The following is a 21,733-nucleotide window of genomic DNA, read 5'->3' as shown; positions in this document are numbered from 1 at the left end:
TTTGGGGGAAATTATTGTGAAAAGACAAATCATCGACACAATTGAGGCCAATGAAACCATTATTATCCATCGTCATGTACGCCCTGATCCTGATGCTTATGGCTCACAGCAAGGCTTAAAAGAGATTATTTTAGCCAATTATCCTGAGAAACAGGTTTTTGCTGTAGGGGAACATGATGCTTTTTTATCTTTTATGGCACAGCCTGATGAAATAGCGGATGAAGTGTATGAAAATGCTTTAGTTATTGTCACTGACACGGCTAATACAGAGCGTGTTGACGACCAACGCTACACAAAAGGTAAAATGGTGATAAAAATTGATCATCATCCAAATGATGATGCTTATGGTGATCTTTTATGGGTGGACACGACAGCAAGCTCTTGTAGCGAAATGATCTATGAATTATATGAAGAAGGCAAGGAAGTAGCAAACTGGAAACTTTCAGATGCTGCTGCACGCTTATTATTTGCAGGAATAGTGGGCGATACAGGCAGATTCCAATTCCCAAGTACAACAGCTAAAACATTTAAAGTTGCTGCGGATCTGATTACATATGATTTTGATCGAAATCAACTATTTGATGGCATGTACGAAATGGAGCAAAAATTACTTAATTTACAGGGATATATTTATCAAAACTTTACAATGGATGAGCATGGAGCTGCCTATGTGAAGCTAACAAAAGAATTACTGGCAGAGCATGACACTGTGCCATCTGAGGCTTCTTTATTAGTAGGCTGCCTTGGCAGTGTTAAAAATATATGCGCTTGGGTTGTTTTCATTGAAGAAGGGGATCAGATCCGTGTACGATTACGTTCGAAGGGTCCCGTTATCAATACATTAGCGAAAGAATTTAACGGTGGCGGACATCCGCTTGCATCTGGTGCTACTGCCTATTCATGGGAAGAAGCAGACCTTGTTATTGCAAGATTAAAAGAGATTTGTAAAGCGTATCATTAACAGAGAAAAGGAAGGGATTCATTTGACACATGTATATACAAAGATGCATACGAGCGCGGATTTATTGAAAAGCACAATTCGGCTTGAGCAATTGATTCCTTTTTTACAAGAACAAAAGACACAAGCCTGTGCAATCGTTAATACGAAATTGTACGGGCTTTTGCCTTTTTGTAAAGCATTGCAGCAAGTAAATATCCATGCGGTTATAGGGCTTTCGGTTAACGTTCAGTGGCATGATAAAACGCTTCCCCTCGTCCTGTATGCGCAGACACAGGAGGGCTATCAACATTTATTAAAGATTAGTAGTGCGATTTCAATTAGACAAGATGATGTGCTGCCTTGGAAATGGCTTGAGGGATATTCAGCAGGTTGTATAGCGCTACTTTCTTCAGACGATTTAACAGATGTAGATGACTGGCAGGCAATGGTTTCTGCTTTGGTCCAACTGTTTAACCATCACCTCTATATGGGGATTGCTAGACCTGGAGGGATAAAAGCTGAACAAGAAGATGATTTCGTTTCTTGGTGTGAAGAACATGCTATTGCACTTGTAGCCTCTCAAAGCTGTTATTTTTTGCGTCCAGAAGATCATTTTGCTTATGAAGTAGCAAGAGCAATTGATACAGGAGAAAAGCTTGGTAATACTATGCAAACAGCTGATGTACAGGGCTATTTTGCCCCAACAGCATTCGAATGGCAAAATTGGTTTGCGGATCGTCCAGATTGGCTTGATGCCAGTACGAAAATGCTTGCTTGCTGTAAAGCTGATTTACCAAAAATGCCTGTGCAAATGCCTAGATTTCCTGTACCTGAAGGTGAAACAGCTGAAAGCTTGCTTGTTAAAGAAGCATTTACTGGATTAGAAGAGCGATTCAAGCAACTGGCAATACCAGGTGCTTACCATGAACGATTACAGTATGAACTAGAAATTATTTGCTCTATGGGCTTTGCTGACTATTTTTTGGTTGTGGCGGATTTTATGCGATATGCAAAAGAAAATCGAATTTTGACGGGACCTGGACGTGGTTCTTCAGCAGGTTCGCTTGTGGCATATAGTCTTTCGATTACCCAAGTAGATCCACTTGCCTATGGTTTATTATTCGAACGTTTTTTAAATCCTGAAAGAATTACCTTACCTGATATTGATATCGATTTTGTTGATAGTAAAAGGCATCAAGTCATTCAGTATGTTGCCCAAAAGTATGGCAAAGCAAATGTCGCACAAATTATTACATTTGGTACATTGTCTGCAAAAGCAGTTGCCAGGGATGTTGCACGGGTATTTGGCTTTGATGCGGAAATGCTAGAAAAAATTTCGAAGATGATTCCAAATAAGCCGGGAATTACATTACAAAGAGCTTTAGCAGAGTCACAGGACTTTCAAGGCTGGTTAGCGGAGAATGATAAGCATTTGCGTTGGTACGAGGTGGCGTTAAAATTGGAGGGCCTACCAAGAAACTCGTCTATACATGCAGCTGGTATTGTCGTCGCTCCATCGCCTTTAGTGAATACTGTACCGATTGAAGAAGGGCATGATGGTATTTATAGTACGCAATGGCCAATGGGAGATATTGAAGCATGTGGTCTCGTCAAAATGGATTTTTTAGGCTTGCGCAATCTCACTATTTTAGAGCAAATACGTTGGTCAATTTATAAAGCTGGTGGTCCTTGGATAGAATTCGAGCGAATCCCAATGCATGATGACAAGACGTTTCAACTATTACAAAGAGGGGATACGCTGGGGATTTTTCAATTAGAATCAGACGGTATGAAGCAAGCCTTGCGTGATATCTGTCCTACAACCTTTTTAGATATTGTGGCTGTAAATGCACTTTATCGCCCAGGTCCAATGGATTTTATTCCTGTCTATGCAAAACGGAAGGCTGGCAGAGAAATGGTAACGATGCCACATCCAGTGCTAGAGCCTATTTTACAAGAGACCTTTGGTGTGATCGTTTATCAAGAACAAATTATTAAAATTGCATCAGTACTGGCAGGCTTTACAATGGGACAGGCAGATTTGCTTCGCCGAGCAGTGAGTAAAAAAAATCGACAAGTTTTAGAGGAGCAACGCACAGCATTTGTTCAGGGGGCGCTACGCCAAGGCTTTGATCAGCGTTTAGCTGAAGAAGTATACGAACTGATTGTACGCTTTGCGGATTATGGTTTCCCTAAAAGTCATGCTGTGGCCTATAGTGTTATTTCCTATCAAATGGCTTATTTAAAGGCGCATTTCCCTCAAAACTTTTATGCAGCGTTATTATCAAATGCCACGGGAAATGTAGAAAAGATTCAACAATTTGTCCATGAGGCAAAAGATAAGGGCATCCCATTTTATCCACCTTCATTAAAAAGTAGTACGAAATATTTTACGGTGGAAAAGGAAGGCATTCGCTACAGCTTATCAGGAATTAAAGGTGTGCCTCATACATTTATAGAAAAAATACATGGACTCCGTCAAACAAATCCAGAGGTATTAAATAACCTATTTGATCTAGCTGTTGCCTTAAGTGCGCAGCATTTTAAGCCAAAAGTGTTGGAATCATTGATATATGCTGGGGCGCTTGATTATCTAGAAAAAGATAGAGCCGTCCTCATCATGACAGTCGAGGCAGCTTTGAAACACGCAGAACTTTTAAGGCCAACTGAAGATATTGATTTAGCATCAGCAATGGCATTTAGTTTTGGTAAACCAAAATATATGCAGGCAGAAGCGATGTCCCAGAAGGAAAAATTGATGCATGAAAAAGAGAGCTTGGGCTTTTATATTTCTACCCATCCAGTTGCACAAGAAAGACTCTTCTGGGCGGATATCAATAGTACCTGTCGAGAGTTGAAGCAGAAGCGTGATGGTACCTCCATAAAAATGATTGGTCTGATTGAAGAAGTGAAGAAAATCCGTACGAAAAAAGGTGAGCAAATGGCTTTTGTTCAGCTACAGGATGAGTTTGGAACAGTTTCCACTACATTTTTTCCACAAACCTTTCAGTTGGTCCAAGACCTGCTGGTAGAGGAGGAAATGTTATGGATTGAAGGTGTTTTAGAAAGACGTTTTGGCAAGCCGCAAATCAAAGTAAAACATGCGCAAACGACGAAAAAGATATAAAATGAAACAAGAAATTAGAAACTGCATTAAATTTTATGCAGTTTTTTCTTTACTTTTGCACAGTTATTTTGTAAGCTAGAGTCAACGTTAAAAAGTGGTCAGACCACTTTTTTGATAAGGGGAGTTAGTCGTATGGATAAAAAAACCGAACAAAAAAAAGTGTTTTTAGAAATCGTCCAACAACTACGTCAACTCATTAAAATGGAAAAAATTCAAGCAGGTGAGAAGCTACCTTCCGAACGAGTTCTATCAGAGCGTCTAGGTGTCGGGCGATCCTCTGTGAGAGAGGCTTTGCGAAGCTTAGAGTTGCTAGGGCTTATTGAAACGAGACATGGTGGTGGTACTTTTCTTGCGTCCACACATAAGCATCAGCTCGTAGAAATACTGTCGATGTTTATATTAGAAGATGAAAAATCAAAAAAAGATGTCGAATTAACGCGACAAATTCATGAAATGGAAGCAATCCGCGTAATAAGTTGTACAGAGATTCTTCGCACACTACCTGTGTGGGATAGTTTTTTTGTGAAACTAGAAATAGAAGGTACAATTAATTGTCGAGATATTTTAAGAGAACTATTAATTACGACAGGTAATCGTCTTTCATTAAAAATCTGGTTTCAATTAGCAGCTTATGATGGCGACCGTTTAAATCGAAACTCAACAGAAGATGAAAAATTAATCATTCAAACGATGTTGAAATCGATGCAGCTGGGTTACGAAAAAGAAGCATTAAAAGCTTATGAGCAGTGGATGAGTACTGTACAGAGCATTTAGACAACAACAAAGGGGGAGTCGAACATGGCAATACGTAGCTTATTTAGTGGTAATCGAAAAAAGAAAGAGGACGGGCAAGAAAAGGCATTTCCAGAAGGGTTAATGACAAAATGTCCTGAATGTCGTCACATTCAATTAACAAAAGAATTAGAAAAAAATCATAAAGTATGTACAAAATGTAGTCATCATTTCAAAATGACTGCTCAAGAACGTGTGAACTATTTCTTAGATGAAGGCTCATTCGAATCCATGGATGATCATTTACAAACAAGTAATCCCCTTAATTTCCCAGCGTATGTTGAAAAAATTGCAGCAGACCAAGAGAAAACAGGCTTGAATGAGGCTGTCCTAACAGGCGTTGGTACAATAGATGGGGAAGAAATTGTCGTAGCGATTATGGATTCGCACTTCCGTATGGGGTCAATGGGCTCTGTAGTCGGTGAAAAAATTACGCGAGCAGTAGAGAAGGCAACTGAACTAGGTGTACCATTTATTATCTTTACCGCTAGTGGTGGTGCTCGTATGCAAGAGGGCGTATTATCATTAATGCAAATGGCGAAAACTAGTGTCGCATTAAAACGCCACAGTGATCAAGGCTTATTGTTCATCTCCATCTTAACGCATCCAACAACAGGCGGAGTTTCAGCAAGCTTTGCTTCTGTTGGTGATATAAATATTGCAGAGCCACAGGCATTGATTGGCTTTGCAGGGCGACGTGTAATTGAAGAAACTGTACGAGAAAAACTACCAAGTGATTTCCAAACAGCAGAATTTTTATTAGAGCATGGTCAGCTTGATGCCATTTTCCATCGCAAAGATTTACGTAAACAAGTTTCTTTACTTGTAAAAATGCATACGAAAGGCGGCGTACAACATGTCTAAAAATTTAGCATTTGAAGAACCAGTCGTACAATTACGTGAGAAAATTGATGAATTAAAAACAATTGCTGCTGAAGCAGAAGTTGATATGTCTGGTGAAATCGAGAAGCTTGAAACACGTTTAACACAATTAGAGCAATCGATTTATGCCAATATGAAGCCGTGGGATCGTGTGCAAGTAGCAAGGCATCCAGAAAGACCTACAACGCTTCAATATATTGAAGCAATGTGTGAAAATTTTATTGAATTACATGGTGATCGTACATTTGGTGATGATGCAGCCATTCTTGGTGGGATTGCCATTTTCGAAGGGCAACCAGTAACAATAATTGGACATCAACGTGGTAAGTCTACTAAGGAAAATATCCGTCGTAATTTTGGTATGCCTCATCCAGAGGGGTATCGAAAAGCACTACGCTTGATGAAGCAAGCTGAAAAATTCAAACGACCAATTATTTGTTTTATCGATACAAAAGGTGCTTACCCAGGGAAAGCTGCTGAAGAACGTGGTCAAAGTGAAGCAATCGCTAGAAACCTTGTAGAAATGGCTGGCTTAACTGTGCCTGTAATTAGTATCGTTATTGGTGAAGGAGGAAGTGGTGGTGCATTAGCATTAGGTGTAGCAAACCGTGTCTTTATGCTTGAGAACTCGACTTACTCTGTTATTTCGCCAGAAGGAGCGGCATCTATTTTATGGCGTGATGGTAGTCTGGCTAAGCAGGCAGCAGAAGCCATGCGTATCACAGCACCTGATTTGAAAGAACTTGGTGTAATTGATGGCATTATTCCTGAAATTATTGGTGGAGCACATCGCAATGTAGCAAAACAGGCCCTTTCTATTAAAGAATGCATTAGTGACACACTTCATGCATTAAATTCTTTAAATGGAGAACAATTAGTTGAAGATCGCTATGAAAAATTTAAAAAAATTGGACAGTATACAGAAGTGTAAATCTGTTTGTAAAAAGACGAATGTTGTTTACTTTAATAGGATATAAAATTTAAAAGCTATATATTTGCTCGTTAAGAGACAAAATTTGTTTCTTAACATATTAAAAAGCTATAAAAATTAAAGAAGATAATAGCGCATAATAAACGCCAGACTTCTTGAAAAAATGTTAGATTTAGGATGTTTTTAGGTGGAAAGAGTGTGTGAAAGCGCATTCTTTTCATTTTTTATGTAAAAGTTATGTTTTTGTATCCCCAGAACCCTTACATAGTTTGTTTTTTCATGTTAATGTGAATAATAATAGTAACTGCAGGAGGTTCGACAATGAAAAAAATTGCTGTATTAACTAGTGGTGGAGATGCGCCTGGAATGAACGCTGCTATTCGAGCGGTCGTTCGTAAGGCAGCATTTCATGGAATTGATGTTGTCGGAATTAAGCATGGTTATGAAGGCTTAGTAAAAGGATTTATGGAAGAACTTGATTTAGGTGCAGTTGGTGGTATTATTCAACGTGGTGGAACGCATTTGAATTCGGCAAGATGCCCAGAATTTAAAGAAGATGCTGTTCAGCAACGAGGTATTGAGAATTTACGAGCTGCTGGTATTGAAGGACTTGTTGTCATTGGTGGTGATGGATCTTATCGAGGTGCCATGGATTTGGTGAAAAAAGGGTTCCCAGTTGTAGGGGTACCTGGAACAATTGACAATGATATTCCTGGAACTGAATATACGATTGGCTTTGATACAGCCCTAAATACAGTAGTAGAATCCATTGATAAAATCCGAGATACTGCTACATCTCATGAAAATTCTTTCATTGTAGAGGTAATGGGACGTGATGCAGGAGATATCGCTTTATGGGCAGGTCTTGCTGCTGGTGCTGAAACAGTTTTAATTCCAGAAGAAGATTATAATTTAGATGATATTGTCGCACGCTTAGATCGTGGTGCAGCACGTGGTAAAAAGCATAGTATTATTATTGTGGCAGAGGGTGTTATGTCAGGAAGTGAGCTGGCAAAACTGTTAAAAGAAAAAACAGGAAAAGAAACACGTGTTTCAGTATTAGGTCATATCCAACGTGGTGGATCACCTACAGCAAGAGATCGCGTATTAGCGAGTCAGTTTGGCGCACATGCAGTTGAATTACTTATGGAAGGCAAGGCTGGTCGAGCAGTAGGTATTCGCAATCATCAAGTCATTGATTATGATATGCCAGAGGCTTTTGAAAAGAATCATGAGGCTGATGTAAGCCTATATACACTAATGAAAGAACTATCAATATAATTTGTTATAAAACGGAGTGGGCAAAAATGAGAAAAACAAAAATCGTATGTACAATTGGACCTGCAAGTGAGTCACCAGAAATTTTAGAAAAATTAATCGAAGCAGGTATGAATGTAGCCCGCTTGAATTTTTCACACGGATCACATGAGGAACATGCAGGGCGTATTCATTTAATTCGTGAAGTGGCACAAAAATTAAATAAACCAGTGGGAATTTTACTTGATACAAAGGGACCAGAAATTCGTACACATAACATGAAAAATGGCGAGCTTCATTTGTCAGCAGGTCAAGTAATTGATATTTCAATGACAGAAGTAGAAGGTACTGAGACGAGCTTTTCTGTCACATATGAGCGCTTAATTGAAGACGTTGAGCAAAATTCAATTATTTTACTTGATGATGGACTAATTCAACTACGTGTATTAGCAACGGATATGGAAAAAGGATTAATTCATACAATTGTTGAAAATGCTGGCGTACTAAAAAATAAAAAGGGTGTTAACGTACCAGGTGTTTCTGTACAACTACCAGGTATCACAGAAAAAGACGCACAAGATATTTTATTTGGTATCGAACAAGGTGTTGATTTTATTGCTGCTTCATTTGTTCGTCGTGCAAAAGATGTTCTTGAAATTCGTGAATTGCTTGAACAAAATGGTGGTAGTCATATTCAAATCATCCCCAAAATTGAAAACCAAGAGGGTGTCGATAACATCGATGAAATCATCCTAGTATCTGACGGTTTAATGGTTGCTCGTGGAGATCTTGGTGTTGAAATTCCTGCAGAAGAAGTACCACTTGTACAAAAGAAATTAATTTTAAAATGTAATCAAGTTGGTAAACCGGTAATTACGGCAACTCAAATGTTAGATTCCATGCAGCGTAACCCACGACCAACACGTGCAGAAGCAAGTGATGTAGCCAACGCAATTATTGATGGAACAGATGCTATCATGTTATCTGGTGAAACTGCCGCAGGTCTTTATCCAGTTGAATCGGTACAAACGATGAATAAAATTGCACAACGCACTGAAAATTCATTAGATTATCGATCAATTGTTTCTACACGTAGTCGTGAGAAAGAAGCAAATATGACAGAGGCAATTTCACAAGCTGTAGCTTATACCTCTATCAACTTAGGGGTGAAAGCCGTATTAGCTCCAACTGAAAGTGGTAATACAGCGAGGATGATTGCGAAATATCGCCCAGGAGTGCCAATTGTTGCCGTAACAGGCTCTACAAATACAGCGCATACATTAACACTAGTATGGGGCGTATACCCAATTGTGTGTCAACGAGTGACAACAACAGATGAAATTTTAGAACTAGCTGTGGATGAAAGCTTGAAGCATGGTTTTGTTACACATGGAGACGCAGTTGTCATTACAGCAGGTGTACCTGTAGGTGAAGCGGGTACAACAAACTTAATGAAAGTTCACATTATTGGAGATTTACTTGCACGTGGACAAGGGATCGGAAAAGCATCAGTTGTTGGTAAAACAGTGGTTGCTAAAAATGCTGCTGAGGCACTTGCCTACGATACAGACGGATGCATCCTTGTTACAGTCGGTTCAGATCGTGATATGATGCCTGCTTTAGAAAATTGTATTGGCCTAATTACTGAAGAAGGTGGACTTACTAGCCATGCAGCAGTTGTAGGGTTAAGCCTAGGTATTCCAGTAATCGTTGGTGTAAAAGAAGCAACTACATTAATCCGTCATGGTCAAGAAATTACAATGGACGCTGAAACAGGTGTGATATACAAAGGACATGCAAGCGTTCTTTAATAATTAACAAAAAGCTCTAGTGCGGTTTGTTGTACTAGAGCTTTTTCATAAAGGTTGTACACACACTTTATGGAAACTATTAATTTCTTTCTTTAACAGAAGTTGCTTTCTCTTAGAATAGGTCTATTCATTTTTTTATGAAACTAAACGGGCTATAATAACGTATAGAAGGTATAGCTTTTCAAGTAGAAAGGAGAAAAATATGCGAAAAATTTTTCTTGGTTTCATTGTCTACACATTAGCCGAATTGACGTTATTAATAGTCATTGGACAAAATATTGGTGTTTTAAGTACATTATTGCTCATTATTGCTACGAGTGTGATTGGGATTTATGTCATGAAAAATAAAGGTATGAACTCTGTTCAAAATGTGGAAAATACATTGGCACGCGGAGAAGCGCCAGGAGCTGCATTAGTGGATACTTTCTTAACTTTTGGTGGTGGTTTGCTTTTAGCGTTACCTGGATTTTTAACAGATGTCCTAGGTTTATTCCTACTCATGCCATTTTCTCGAAAAATGTTCCAACCCATTGTCTATTACTGGATGCGTAAAAAAATGAAAAAAGGTCAATTCATCATCGTTCAAAGATAGAGTTTTCTTTCAGTTTTACAGCTAGAAATAAAAAGATAGGGCTCAGTAATATACCATAAAAGCCAAATAATAGAATAGAGGCAGCGCTGATAAAGAATGTATGGAATGTGCGTAGCTGAAGCGTATTGGACCAAAGCATCGAATCGGCTAGCTGCCTTGTTAATTGTACAAATAAATAGAGTAGTAAAATGGCCACACATAAAAAGGTATTGCCATTGAAATAAAAATAAATGCTCATTGGCACAAGAAAAACGCCAATTCCGAAAAACGGTAGTACATCTGCAAATGCTACAATAAATGCTTTAATAATGGCTTGTTCAAATTGAAGGATCATAAAGCCAGCACAAAGAATGAGTAGGGTAATCGTAAATAATTGAAACTCTACAAATAAGAAATAATGAAAAAGTTGCATGATTTTTGCAAAATGAGATTGCCACTCTTGACGATATTTTTTAGGCACATATTGAAAGAACCAATAGCGTGATTTACGTGTTTCTAGAAGCGCAAAGTAATAAGCGACTAAAAAGATGAAAACCTCAATGACATGCTTCATTAATAATTGGAAAAGATCTGCTGTATATACGATGATGGAATCGAAAATGGACAGTGATTTTTCTTTTAAAACTTGTACAAACATGGATTCATATTCACTGAAAAATGGGAAATTTTGTAAAGTCTCTCGAATTTCTGGGAAAATGACGATAATACTGTTAATAGATATGACAACTAGTAGAAAAATACAGGTTAATATTAATACTTCCACAATAATTGCTGCAATCCAATACGCAATCCTACAATATTTGTGTAAAAAATTTATGATAGGATACGTCGAAAATGATAAAAAAATTGCGAGTGACACAGGTAATACAAACCAAAGTATGACTAAATAAAAAATAAATAGCAAAACGCTCGTAGTTCTTTCGTATGAAAAATACTTTAAATTCCTCATTTTTACAAATTCACCCCCAACCAATTGATAAATTAATGTCAAAATATACAAAAAAATCTCTTTAGGACAATTATATAGTCGTTCGGACGTCTTTTTCTTTATTTGGAGGATTTTCATTCACAAAGCTGTCAAAAATGATTATAATAGCAATGTAAGCGATTTACTTAATGGTTCATATGAGCAAAATTCGTAAATGCAACATAAAAAACGCATTTGCAACAAAAAAATAAGTATGAGGGAGCGATAATTTATGTCAGCAACTAAAGGTTTAGAAGGTATCGTAGCAGCGGAATCTAAAATCAGTTCAATTATCGATGACACACTTACATATGTTGGTTACAACATTGATGATTTAGCAGAAAATGCGTCATTCGAAGAGGTAATTTACCTGTTATGGCATACTCGTTTACCAAAAGAGGACGAGCTAGCTGAATTAAAACAACAATTGGCAGACAACATGTCAATTCCGCAAGCGATTGTCGACCAATTTAAAACATACCCACTTTCAACTGTACATCCAATGGCTGCATTGCGTACTGCAGTATCTTTACTTGGTGTATTCGATGAAGAAGCGGATGTTATGGATCCAGAAGCAAACTACCGTAAAGCAATTCGTCTTCAAGCTAAAATTGCTACAGTAGTAACTGCTTTTGCACGTGTTCGTAAAGGTTTAGAACCAGTTTCACCAAAACCTGAACTAGGATATGCTGCAAACTTCTTATACATGCTTAAAGGCGAAGAGCCAGCAGATATTGAAATTGAAGCATTCGACAAAGCATTAGTATTACATGCTGACCATGAGTTAAATGCATCTACATTCACTGCACGTGTATGTGTAGCTACATTATCTGACGTTTATTCAGGTGTAACTGCAGCGATCGGTGCATTAAAAGGACCACTTCACGGTGGAGCAAATGAGCAAGTTATGAAAATGTTAACTGAAATTGGCTCACTTGAAAATGTTGAATCTTATATTCAAAATAAATTAGACAACAAAGAAAAAATCATGGGCTTCGGTCACCGTGTATATCGTAAAGGCGACCCTCGTGCTCCGCATTTACGCGTAATGTCTAAAAAATTAACTGAGCTAACTGGTAAACCAGAGCTTTACGAAATGTCAGTTAAAATCCATGACATGATCGTAGAACAAAAGAAATTACCTGCAAACGTAGATTTCTTCTCTGCGTCAGTGTATGATTCTTTAGGTATTGATCATGACCTGTTCACACCAATTTTCGCAGTATCACGTACTTCAGGTTGGGTGGCACATATCCTTGAGCAATATGCTAATAACCGCCTAATCCGTCCACGTGCTGAGTATGTTGGACCAGGCATGCAAAAATATGTTCCAATCAGCGAGCGCTAATTTGGAAAATATGCTAGAATGTTTGGGACTGTGTTATCACTAACACAGTCCTATGATTATGAATTTAGGAGGCAACAGAATGTCAAACAAAATTGTAGTTGAAAATGGCGTACTTAATGTACCAAACAATCCAGTAATTCCTTTCATCGAAGGTGATGGAATTGGTCCAGATATCTGGGCAGCAGCATCACGCGTAATTGACGCAGCAGTAGAAAAAGCTTATAACGGTGAAAAGAAAATTGAATGGTTAGAAGTTTTAGCTGGTGAAAAAGCATTTAACCAAACTGGTGAATGGTTACCACAAGAAACTTTAGACAAAATTAATGAATACTTAATTGCAATCAAAGGTCCTCTTACTACACCAATCGGTGGTGGTATCCGCTCTCTTAACGTAGCATTACGTCAACAACTTGACTTATATGTATGCTTACGCCCAGTACGTCACTTTGATGGAGTGCCTTCTCCAGTTAAACGCCCAGAAGACGTTGATATGGTTATCTTCCGTGAGAACACAGAAGACATCTACGCTGGTATTGAATTCGAATCTGGTTCAGAACAAGCTCAAAAAATCATCAACTTCCTACAATCTGAATTTGGTGTAAATCAAATCCGCTTCCCAGAAACTTCTGGTATCGGTGTTAAACCTGTATCTAAAGAAGGTACTGAACGTTTAGTACGTTCTGCTATCGAATACGCAATTAAACATAAACGCCCATCTGTTACTTTAGTTCATAAAGGTAACATCATGAAATTCACTGAAGGTGGATTCAAAAAATGGGGTTATGAATTAGCAGAAAAAGAATTTGCTGATCAAACTTTCACTTGGAACCAATACGATGCTATCAAAGCTGAACAAGGTGAAGAAGCAGCAAACAAAGCTCAATCTGATGCTTTAGCAGCTGGCAAAATCTTAGTGAAAGATTCTATCGCTGATATCTTCTTACAACAAATCTTAACTCGTCCAACTGAGTTCGATGTAGTAGCTACAATGAACTTAAATGGTGACTATATTTCTGATGCTTTAGCTGCACAAGTTGGTGGTATCGGTATCGCTCCAGGAGCTAACATTAACTATGTTACTGGCCATGCGATCTTCGAAGCTACTCACGGTACAGCTCCAAAATATGCTGGTTTAGATAAAGTAAACCCATCTTCAGTATTACTTTCAGGTGTATTAATGCTTGAACACTTAGGATGGCAAGAAGCTGCTGACATGATCACTCAATCTGTTGAGAAAACAATTTCTTCTAAAGTTGTTACTTATGACTTCGCACGTTTAATGGACGGCGCTACAGAAGTGAAATGTTCAGAATTCGCTAATGAGTTAATCAAAAACCTATAATTTTCTATTCTACAATAGAATTTATCGCTAAAGCGGATGCTTTTTTCTGCCGATATAATTAGGGTGACAGTAAATTTTAATTGAATATTTACGATAAACTTGTTTAATTGAGGGAGTGAGATGGAAGTCTCCTCCCTCTTTTAAAATATATAACCTAATTTTAAAGGAGCGTATTCAAATGTCTCTGAAACGAAAAAAAATCTCAGTTATCGGTGGCGGTTTTACAGGCGCTACTGCAGCATTTTTAGCAGCTCAGAAAGAACTTGGTGACGTCGTATTAGTGGATATTCCACAAGCAGAAAACCCAACAAAGGGTAAGGCGCTAGATATGTGGGAGGCAGCACCAATACAAGGGTTTGACTCTTATGTGCAAGGTACTTCCAATTATGCAGATACGGCGAATTCTGACGTAGTGATCATTACCGCTGGTGTTGCACGTAAACCAGGTATGAGCCGTGATGACCTTGTTCAAATCAATCAGAGTGTTATGAAAACTGTTTCAAAAGAGATTGCTACGCATTCACCAAATGCTACAATCCTTGTACTGACAAACCCAGTTGATGCCATGACATACACAGTATACAAAGAAACTGGCTTCCCTAAAAACCGTGTAATTGGTCAATCAGGTGTTCTTGATACGGCTCGTTTCTGTGCATTTGTGGCAGAAGAACTTAAGATTTCAGTGAAAGATATTACTGGTTTTGTATTAGGTGGTCACGGTGACACAATGGTACCGTTAACACGTTATTCATTTGCTGGTGGTATTCCGTTAGAAACACTTATTTCTGCTGAACGTTTAGAAGAAATTGTTGACCGAACGCGTAATGGTGGAGCAGAAATTGTCAACTTACTTGGTAACGGCTCTGCCTATTATGCGCCTGCTGCGGCACTAATAGAGATGGCTGAAGCTATTGTAAAAGACCAAAAACGTATTTTACCATCTATTGCTTATTTAGAAGGCGAGTACGGCTATCATGATTTATACTTAGGTGTTCCTACATTACTTGGCGAAAACGGTATTGAAAAAATCTTTGAGCTAGAATTAACGGACAAAGAAAAAGCAGCTTTAGATCAATCGGCAGAAGCAGTTCGTAATGTGATGAAAATTTTAGTGTAGAATATCAGTCTAAGTCTTAAAACGAGTAGGGAATGTTCCTGCTCGTTTTTTTATGTTTCCAGGGTTGAGAAAGGTAAGGTTCTTCTGCTTTTCATTGTACTTTTAGCATAAAATTGATACTATGAATGTAGTATGATAGAAAAGGGGTTGGCGTATCTTTGCTTCAAAAAAATAGTAAACTTGGTCTCACAATCGATGAAATTACAGTTGGCGAGAAAATCCATATCACTGAAAAAATTGAAGATAGGGATCTATTGCTTTATTTAGGCCTTACAAACGATAGTAACCCGCTTTATATTCAACATGATTATGCGGCTATGACACCTTTTCAAAAGCCAATTGTGCCGACAATTATGTTAAATGGTATTATTACATCAGCTGTGTCAAAGTATATTCCAGGACCAGGTGCACGAATTATTGAGCAACATTTGAAATATTTAGGACCTCTCTATCATTATGAATTGTTCGATACGCTATTAGAGGTTACAGCAATCAATAAATATGACAATACCATCACTGTATCTGTCCACTCATATAATGAGCAGAAGCAGCTTGTAATTGAAGGTTTATTGCTTGTGACTCCACCACTTGCGCTATAGACGTCTTGAGATTTGAAATGGGGGTTTCAAATCACTAACGGAGGCATTAGACATGACAAAAACGATTTTAGTAATTGAAGATGAATTTTCGATTGCAACATTATTGAAATATAATTTAGAACAGGCAGGCTATGTAGTGGAAACGGCTGCTGATGGTCAGGAAGGGCTTGAAAAAGCAATCGACTTACAGCCAAATTTAATTCTTTTAGATTTGATGCTTCCAAAACTAGATGGCATGGAGGTCTGTAAACAAATACGACAACAACGTATGAATACGCCAATTATTATGCTAACTGCTAAAGATGACGAATTTGATAAAGTTCTTGGTCTTGAGTTGGGAGCAGATGATTACATGACAAAGCCTTTTAGTCCTCGTGAAGTTTTAGCGCGTGTCAAGGCTGTATTAAGACGTTTCACGCAAAATGTTGTCGCAGATGATAAGGATGAGGCGCAGGAAAAAATGTATGAGTTTGGACAATTGCGAGTGTACCCAGAGCGATTTGAAGTATTTTTACAGGATGAGGCACTGGAATTTACACCAAAAGAGTTTGAGCTACTCATCTATTTACTTGAAAATAAAAATCGTGTATTAACACGTGATCAGCTATTAAGTGCTGTATGGAAATATGATTTTGCTGGCGATACTCGAATTGTGGATGTACACATTAGCCACCTTCGCGATAAAATTGAAGAAAATAGCCGTAAGCCGATGTTTATAAAAACAATTAGAGGTCTTGGTTATAAATTTGAGGAGCCGAAAACGACATGAAATCGATGAGCAACCGCTTATTCTTGACATTCATGCTTTTACTTGGAACGATACTAGCTGTCCTAATGATTGTTATAGGTCAGCTTTTTCCTGTTTATATCGAGCAATATAACGAGCAAGCAACCACTGAGATACGGACATCAATGGACCAAGTAATCGATGAACGCAAAATGGATTTAACGAAGGAAGATCAGGAAGCTTTGTACGCAGCTCAGGCTATGGAACGAGACGAATCCTTATTGAACTATGTGCGTGCTCGCCTTTACGGAGTACTGGCTATTCTCTTTACCATCACGTTGATATTAATAGCAATTATAAGTCGTTATATGATACGTAACTTTACTGCACCGATTGATAATGTGACAGACACTGCCCTTGAGCTTGCAAAGGGTAACTATCGTGCACGTGCTCAAGAAAATGAGCATGAACGGATGATACCACTGAGTCATTCCATAAACATATTGGCACGGAATTTGCAAGATATTACAACGATACGTGAAGTAGAGGAAGAAAGACTGAAAACCTTAATTGAAAATATGGGGAGCTCCCTTATGATGATTGGTCGTGAGGGGAATATTTCCATTGTAAATCGAGTATTTCTGGAGCGCTTTGGAATGCAGCTTGATGATGTACAAGGAAAGGTTTTTCGTACAATAGGCTTACCTAAATCATTAGAACAATTTATCGATCATGTTTTTCTGACAGAAATGCCTTATCGACAACAAATTAAAATGGAAGTACAGCAAGAACTTTATAACAAAGAAGTTTATGGGGCACCGGTCATCGGGGACCACGGACGATGGCTAGGCGTTGTTATCGTTATGCATGATATAACGGAACTAGTTCGATTAGAACAAATTCGGAAAGACTTTGTTGCGAATGTATCACATGAATTACGCACACCTATTACATCTATTAAAGGCTTTTCAGAAACTTTATTGGATGGGGCCTATAAAGACGAAAAAATGCTGATTTCCTTTTTGGAGATTATATATAAAGAAAGTAATCGACTTCAAATGCTGATTCAAGATTTACTAGAGCTCTCAAAGATCGAGCAGCATGGTTTTACTGTCAATATTATGCCGATGGGCTTACAGGATGTTCTAATTCGTGGAGCAGAATTGACAGCTCCGCGATTGGATGAAAAAAATATGAGCTTCCAGGTGGATATCGAACGAGATGTCCAGGTTATGGGGGATGCCAATCGTATCATTCAGATTGTGACGAATTTAATTACCAATGCGATTACATATTCACCTGAAAACACGACTGTTTCTATTCGATTAAAGGAAAATGAAACACATGGCATTATCGAAATAGAGGATCAAGGAATTGGTATTGAAAAACATGAAATAGCGCGCGTTTTTGAAAGATTTTATCGGGTGGATCGAGCGAGAAGTCGTAATTCTGGTGGAACAGGCTTAGGCTTAGCGATTGTTAAGCATTTAGTCGAGGCGCATCATGGCCGAATTCAAGTAGAGAGTGAAGTCGGCATAGGAACTAAAATGATTGTCATGATTCCGAAAAATTAACAAATCCTTTACATGAACAACATGTTACATTCATATTTGGGCACTATACTTATTTCTAGAAACCCCCAATATGATTGTTAAGACGATGACCATAAAAATCTAATAGAAGATTTTTAACTGCTTTATATTCCCCACAGAAAGAATTTAGTGTTTTTTAGACACTAGGTTCTTTTTCTGTTTTACAGGGAACGTAAATAGGTGTAAAGTATAGTAGCATAAAGTTTAACAACCATCTTACCCGCGATTGTCTGTTAGACGAACGCTTTGACAGTCAGTGAATCAACCTTCTTATCATTCGAATCGTGTTTTCCTGACTGTTGAGGCAGAGAAAAAAATGAGAGAAGGATGACCATGAAAATCGTCAAAAGTATCGTGCAAATCGGCTATCTTTATATCCTATTATTAATCGGAAATACTATTGCACGCCTACTTCACTTGCCGATTCCAGGGAGTATAATAGGACTTGTCCTATTATTTTTGCTGTTACAGTTTCATATAATCAAGCTTGAATGGATTGAATTAGGAGCAGCCGTACTATTAAGTGAACTCTTATTATTCTTTATTCCATCTGCCATCGGTGTTATTGATTATCATGCCTTATTTGGTGTGCAAGGAATGAAGGTTGTGCTGGTCATTGTCGTGAGTGCCATTGTGGTAATGTTTGTAACGGGGTATACAGCACAATGGCTAGAGCAGCGAAAGAAGGGTGATGCGATATGACTTTATTAATCGCCATTGTCAGCTTACTTGGGACCGTTGCTATTTTTTATATTTGTAAAATGTTTTATAAAAAATATAAAAAAGAATGGCTGACACCTATGCTGATTACACCTTTAGTCATTATAGGTATTTTACTACTGACAGGTATATCTTATAAATCCTACAATTCTGGAGCGAGTGTCTTAACAAATTTACTAGGACCAGCAACCGTTGCGTTTGCCGTTCCTATATATAAAAATGTCAACCTATTAAAAAAACACGCATTTGAAATTTTCATCAGCATTGCTGTTGGTTCAGCGGTTGCTATTGTGTCATCTTTTATGATGGCTTTATTGGTGGGCTTAAATGATGAGTTGGTGCATAGTTTAGTGCCACGTTCTGTAACAACACCTATTGCGATGGATATTTCGAATATGATTGGTGGTTCTCCTACGCTTACAGCTGTTTTCGTTATGACGACTGGTATTTTAGGAAGCTTGTTAGCACCAATCGTTATCAAAGTATGTCGTTTTCACAGACCTTCATCTAGAGGATTAATGCTTGGTATGGGTGCTCATGGAACGGGTACATCAAAAGCATTTGAATTTGGAGAGCTAGAAGGCACATTTGCTAGTCTAGCGATGATCGTTGCTGCATTAATTAGTATTGTATTATCCACTACCATTTTCCCAGTATTTGAACATCTGGTTATCAATATCCTGTTGCCCTAAAGGTAACAGGATTTTTTTGCATTGATAAGCTTTTGTTAAGAGTGAGATACAGGGGATTCTGTCCTTTACAATCATTATATGAAAATATTTTGAAACTTTTTATAAGGGTTCACCGTAAACAATAGTACTAAGCAAAAGGAGGAACAGACATGAGTGTGAAAAGGACACTAATGATTGTTGGACTTGGAATATTTGGAATTATTGCACTTATTACAGTTTTTACTTCATGGTACACGGTAGATGAATCAGAGCAAGCTGTGGTTATTACATTTGGTCGTGCCGATGATACAGTAACAAATCCAGGTCTTCATTTTAAATTACCTTGGCCCGTCCAATCCGTAGAAATTTTGTCAAAAGAAACGTTTAGTCTGCAATTTGGTTATAAACAAAATAAAGCAGGTGAGTTAGAGGCATACGATGCCGAAACAAAAATGATTACGGGGGATGAAAATATTGTCTTAACAGACCTTGTTGTTCAATGGAAAATTACAGAGCCTAACAAGTTTTTATTTAATTCGCAGGATCCAGAAAGAATATTACATAGCGCGACATCGAGTGCCATTCGTTCTATAATCGGAAGCTCTTCTATCGATGCAGCGTTAACAGAAGGTAAAGCTGACATCGAAGCAAATACTCGCCAATTATTAGTTTCTCTTATTGAAAAATACGATATTGGAATAAGCGTTTTAGGTGTGAAATTGCAAGATGTAGAATTGCCAAATAAAGATGTGCGTGCAGCATTCACTGCTGTAACAGATGCACGTGAAATGAAAAATACAAAAATAAATGAAGCTGAAAAATATGAAAACCAACGCATTAGTGAAGCTGAAGGCGAACGTGATGCTATTATGTCGAAAGCAAAAGGAACTAAAACAGCCCGTATCGAGCAAGCACAAGGGGATGTAGCGGTCTTTAATAAAATGTATGAGCAATACAAGGGCAATCAGCAAATTACACGAGAGCGGTTAATTATAGAGACGCTTGAAAATGTCCTACCGAAAGCACAAATTTACATTATGAATGATGATGGTAGTACGATGAAGTATTTACCACTTCAGCAACTACAGCCTCAACAGACACAAACAGAGAAAAAAGAGGGGAGCGGTAACTAATGGACCAAAAAAATAAGGATCTAGAAAAATTCCTCAATTTCTTATCTGGCAAAAGTAAAAAAGCTGCTCCTTCAGAAGGTGATTCGGGAGACAATGTAGTTAAAATGTCGAAGAAAGGACCGAAGAATCCTAAAAAATATATCTCTCTAGCTGTAACCTTAACGGTCATATTCGCTCTAGTGATTACTTTATTAACGAATATTTATATAGTTAAAGAATCAGAGTATGCTGTTGTTCGGCAGTTTGGAGAGGTTGTTAAATTTGAGCGTGAACCAGGTTTAAATATGAAAATTCCTTTTATTCAAAGTGTCACAAAGTTACCAAAAAACCAAATGACATATGAGATTTCGGAAGAAGAAATTAATACAAAGGATAAAAAACGAATTATTATTGATAATTATGCTGTATGGCGTATTACGGATCCTAAGCTCTTGATTTCGAATGCTGGTACGATAGAAAAAGTTGAATCACGTATGGAAGAGTTCATTTATTCTGTTATTCGCTCTGAACTTGGCCGAATTAACTATACGGAGATTATAAATGATGAGGATTCTTCTCGAGGCAGCATAAACGATCAAGTAACTGAACGTGTTAATGAACTTCTTTCCAACGATAACTATGGTATTGAAGTAGTAGATGTACGTATACGTCGCATTGATTTACCTACTGAAAATGAACAATCCGTTTTTACGAATATGATTTCAGATCGTGAATCAATTGCACAAAAGTATCTTTCAGAGGGAGATGCACAGAAACGTCGTATTGAGGCACAAACGGATCAACACGTACAAGAAATGCTTGCTAAAGCAAGTAAAGAAGCTGCTTTAATTCAAGCTGAAGGAGAAGCAGAGGCTGCAAAGATTTACAATAAATCTTTCTCTCAAGATCCTGAATTTTATTCTTTATACCGCACATTAGAATCCTATAAGAAAACGGTTGGGGAAGATACGGTTATTATCTTGCCAGCTACTTCACCATATGCCAACATCTTGTCTGGTTATATTAAATAAACGCAGTTTAAAGTCGTCTCTGTCTTGAAGGAGACGACTTTTTGTTGCACTAGAATTATAACTATCCATGAAATCGAATTATTATAGTATGAAAATAATAGAAATTTATAAGTTTGTATTCCCGAATCAACTATAATTTGATAGAATGATAATGTTTAAAAAAGAATAGTTGGGG

Annotated in this window: 19 protein-coding genes; 18 read left to right on the top strand and 1 reads right to left on the bottom strand. The window is 37.8% G+C overall.

Annotation, left to right across the window (positions count from 1 at the left end):
• Positions 1 to 16: 16 nt before the first annotated feature.
• The 8 genes from HXV90_RS16790 (at position 17) to HXV90_RS16755 (ending at position 10,332) form a co-directional block, all read left to right on the top strand.
• Positions 17 to 961: a DHH family phosphoesterase gene (locus HXV90_RS16790; RefSeq protein ID WP_269897641.1), complete on the top strand. Its 945-nt coding sequence runs from the start codon at positions 17 to 19 to the stop codon at positions 959 to 961.
• 22 nt (positions 962 to 983) lie between these two features.
• Positions 984 to 4,067 carry a DNA polymerase III subunit alpha gene (dnaE, locus tag HXV90_RS16785; RefSeq protein ID WP_269897640.1) on the top strand — a complete coding sequence of 1,028 codons (3,084 nt, stop codon included), beginning with the start codon at positions 984 to 986 and terminating at the stop codon, positions 4,065 to 4,067.
• Positions 4,068 to 4,199: 132 nt separating this feature from the next.
• On the top strand, positions 4,200 to 4,841 hold the full coding sequence (locus tag HXV90_RS16780; RefSeq protein WP_048393566.1) for a FadR/GntR family transcriptional regulator: 642 nt from the start codon (positions 4,200 to 4,202) through the stop codon (positions 4,839 to 4,841).
• Between the two features lie 24 nt (positions 4,842 to 4,865).
• Positions 4,866 to 5,723, top strand: coding sequence for an acetyl-CoA carboxylase, carboxyltransferase subunit beta (gene accD / locus HXV90_RS16775; protein WP_269897639.1), 858 nt, complete (start codon positions 4,866 to 4,868; stop codon positions 5,721 to 5,723).
• Positions 5,716 to 6,672 (top strand): acetyl-CoA carboxylase carboxyltransferase subunit alpha, encoded by a 957-nt coding sequence (locus tag HXV90_RS16770; RefSeq protein ID WP_269897638.1) that lies wholly within the window; start codon positions 5,716 to 5,718, stop codon positions 6,670 to 6,672. The genes accD and HXV90_RS16770 overlap by 8 nt, the downstream gene beginning before the upstream one ends.
• A 321-nt stretch (positions 6,673 to 6,993) precedes the next feature.
• Entirely contained in the window at positions 6,994 to 7,953 is a 960-nt protein-coding gene (gene pfkA, locus HXV90_RS16765) for a 6-phosphofructokinase (protein WP_048393573.1), read from the top strand.
• 26 nt (positions 7,954 to 7,979) lie between these two features.
• On the top strand, positions 7,980 to 9,740 hold the full coding sequence (pyk, locus tag HXV90_RS16760; protein WP_048393575.1) for a pyruvate kinase: 1,761 nt from the start codon (positions 7,980 to 7,982) through the stop codon (positions 9,738 to 9,740).
• A 202-nt stretch (positions 9,741 to 9,942) separates the two neighbouring features.
• The gene (locus HXV90_RS16755) at positions 9,943 to 10,332 is read left to right on the top strand and encodes an FxsA family protein (RefSeq protein ID WP_269897637.1); all 390 of its coding nucleotides are present in this window, start codon (positions 9,943 to 9,945) and stop codon (positions 10,330 to 10,332) included.
• On the opposite strand, the gene HXV90_RS16750 is transcribed toward HXV90_RS16755, so the two are convergent.
• Positions 10,316 to 11,281 (bottom strand): AI-2E family transporter, encoded by a 966-nt coding sequence (locus tag HXV90_RS16750; protein WP_269897636.1) that lies wholly within the window; start codon positions 11,279 to 11,281, stop codon positions 10,316 to 10,318. The two genes, HXV90_RS16755 and HXV90_RS16750, sit on opposite strands and share 17 nt — an antisense overlap.
• A 250-nt stretch (positions 11,282 to 11,531) precedes the next feature.
• On the opposite strand from HXV90_RS16750, the gene citZ reads away from it, so the two are divergent.
• From citZ to hflC, 10 genes are all read left to right on the top strand, one after another.
• Complete coding sequence (gene citZ / locus HXV90_RS16745; RefSeq protein ID WP_048393579.1) at positions 11,532 to 12,647, top strand: citrate synthase; 1,116 nt, start codon at positions 11,532 to 11,534, stop codon at positions 12,645 to 12,647.
• A gap of 79 nt (positions 12,648 to 12,726) precedes the next feature.
• Positions 12,727 to 13,989 carry an NADP-dependent isocitrate dehydrogenase gene (gene icd, locus HXV90_RS16740; protein ID WP_048393581.1) on the top strand — a complete coding sequence of 421 codons (1,263 nt, stop codon included), beginning with the start codon at positions 12,727 to 12,729 and terminating at the stop codon, positions 13,987 to 13,989.
• 178 nt (positions 13,990 to 14,167) lie between these two features.
• Positions 14,168 to 15,106, top strand: a complete 939-nt coding sequence (gene mdh / locus HXV90_RS16735; protein WP_004226243.1) for a malate dehydrogenase — start codon at positions 14,168 to 14,170, stop codon at positions 15,104 to 15,106.
• A gap of 158 nt (positions 15,107 to 15,264) precedes the next feature.
• Positions 15,265 to 15,705, top strand: coding sequence for a MaoC/PaaZ C-terminal domain-containing protein (locus HXV90_RS16730; protein ID WP_004226245.1), 441 nt, complete (start codon positions 15,265 to 15,267; stop codon positions 15,703 to 15,705).
• A 52-nt stretch (positions 15,706 to 15,757) separates the two neighbouring features.
• Positions 15,758 to 16,474 carry a response regulator transcription factor gene (locus HXV90_RS16725; protein ID WP_016993215.1) on the top strand — a complete coding sequence of 239 codons (717 nt, stop codon included), beginning with the start codon at positions 15,758 to 15,760 and terminating at the stop codon, positions 16,472 to 16,474.
• Positions 16,471 to 18,006, top strand: a complete 1,536-nt coding sequence (pnpS, locus tag HXV90_RS16720) for a two-component system histidine kinase PnpS (protein WP_048393584.1) — start codon at positions 16,471 to 16,473, stop codon at positions 18,004 to 18,006. Before HXV90_RS16725 ends, pnpS begins: the two co-directional genes overlap by 4 nt.
• A 351-nt stretch (positions 18,007 to 18,357) precedes the next feature.
• Positions 18,358 to 18,726, top strand: coding sequence for a CidA/LrgA family holin-like protein (locus HXV90_RS16715; RefSeq protein WP_048393586.1), 369 nt, complete (start codon positions 18,358 to 18,360; stop codon positions 18,724 to 18,726).
• A complete protein-coding gene (locus HXV90_RS16710) occupies positions 18,723 to 19,436 on the top strand; it encodes an LrgB family protein (protein WP_004226253.1) in 714 nt (237 codons plus the stop codon). The genes HXV90_RS16715 and HXV90_RS16710 overlap by 4 nt, the downstream gene beginning before the upstream one ends.
• Before the next feature lie 149 nt (positions 19,437 to 19,585).
• A complete protein-coding gene (gene hflK / locus HXV90_RS16705) occupies positions 19,586 to 20,548 on the top strand; it encodes an FtsH protease activity modulator HflK (protein ID WP_054549957.1) in 963 nt (320 codons plus the stop codon).
• Positions 20,548 to 21,558 carry a protease modulator HflC gene (gene hflC, locus HXV90_RS16700; protein WP_048393593.1) on the top strand — a complete coding sequence of 337 codons (1,011 nt, stop codon included), beginning with the start codon at positions 20,548 to 20,550 and terminating at the stop codon, positions 21,556 to 21,558. The genes hflK and hflC overlap by 1 nt, the downstream gene beginning before the upstream one ends.
• Positions 21,559 to 21,733: the final 175 nt, after the last annotated feature.

Source organism: Lysinibacillus sp. JK80 (assembly GCF_027557635.1).
GTDB lineage: Bacteria > Bacillota > Bacilli > Bacillales_A > Planococcaceae > Lysinibacillus > Lysinibacillus capsici.
This window is presented reverse-complemented; position numbering and strand designations above follow the sequence as displayed.

Coding starts and splice junctions, on each gene's coding strand:
- HXV90_RS16780 (WP_048393566.1), top strand. CDS start 4,200: ATGGATAAAAAAACCGAACAAAAAAAAGTGTTTTTAGAAATCGTCCAA.
- accD (WP_269897639.1), top strand. CDS start 4,866: ATGGCAATACGTAGCTTATTTAGTGGTAATCGAAAAAAGAAAGAGGAC.
- HXV90_RS16770 (WP_269897638.1), top strand. CDS start 5,716: ATGTCTAAAAATTTAGCATTTGAAGAACCAGTCGTACAATTACGTGAG.
- pfkA (WP_048393573.1), top strand. CDS start 6,994: ATGAAAAAAATTGCTGTATTAACTAGTGGTGGAGATGCGCCTGGAATG.
- pyk (WP_048393575.1), top strand. CDS start 7,980: ATGAGAAAAACAAAAATCGTATGTACAATTGGACCTGCAAGTGAGTCA.
- HXV90_RS16755 (WP_269897637.1), top strand. CDS start 9,943: ATGCGAAAAATTTTTCTTGGTTTCATTGTCTACACATTAGCCGAATTG.
- HXV90_RS16750 (WP_269897636.1), bottom strand. CDS start 11,281: ATGAGGAATTTAAAGTATTTTTCATACGAAAGAACTACGAGCGTTTTG.
- citZ (WP_048393579.1), top strand. CDS start 11,532: ATGTCAGCAACTAAAGGTTTAGAAGGTATCGTAGCAGCGGAATCTAAA.
- icd (WP_048393581.1), top strand. CDS start 12,727: ATGTCAAACAAAATTGTAGTTGAAAATGGCGTACTTAATGTACCAAAC.
- mdh (WP_004226243.1), top strand. CDS start 14,168: ATGTCTCTGAAACGAAAAAAAATCTCAGTTATCGGTGGCGGTTTTACA.
- HXV90_RS16725 (WP_016993215.1), top strand. CDS start 15,758: ATGACAAAAACGATTTTAGTAATTGAAGATGAATTTTCGATTGCAACA.
- pnpS (WP_048393584.1), top strand. CDS start 16,471: ATGAAATCGATGAGCAACCGCTTATTCTTGACATTCATGCTTTTACTT.
- HXV90_RS16715 (WP_048393586.1), top strand. CDS start 18,358: ATGAAAATCGTCAAAAGTATCGTGCAAATCGGCTATCTTTATATCCTA.
- HXV90_RS16710 (WP_004226253.1), top strand. CDS start 18,723: ATGACTTTATTAATCGCCATTGTCAGCTTACTTGGGACCGTTGCTATT.
- hflK (WP_054549957.1), top strand. CDS start 19,586: ATGAGTGTGAAAAGGACACTAATGATTGTTGGACTTGGAATATTTGGA.
- hflC (WP_048393593.1), top strand. CDS start 20,548: ATGGACCAAAAAAATAAGGATCTAGAAAAATTCCTCAATTTCTTATCT.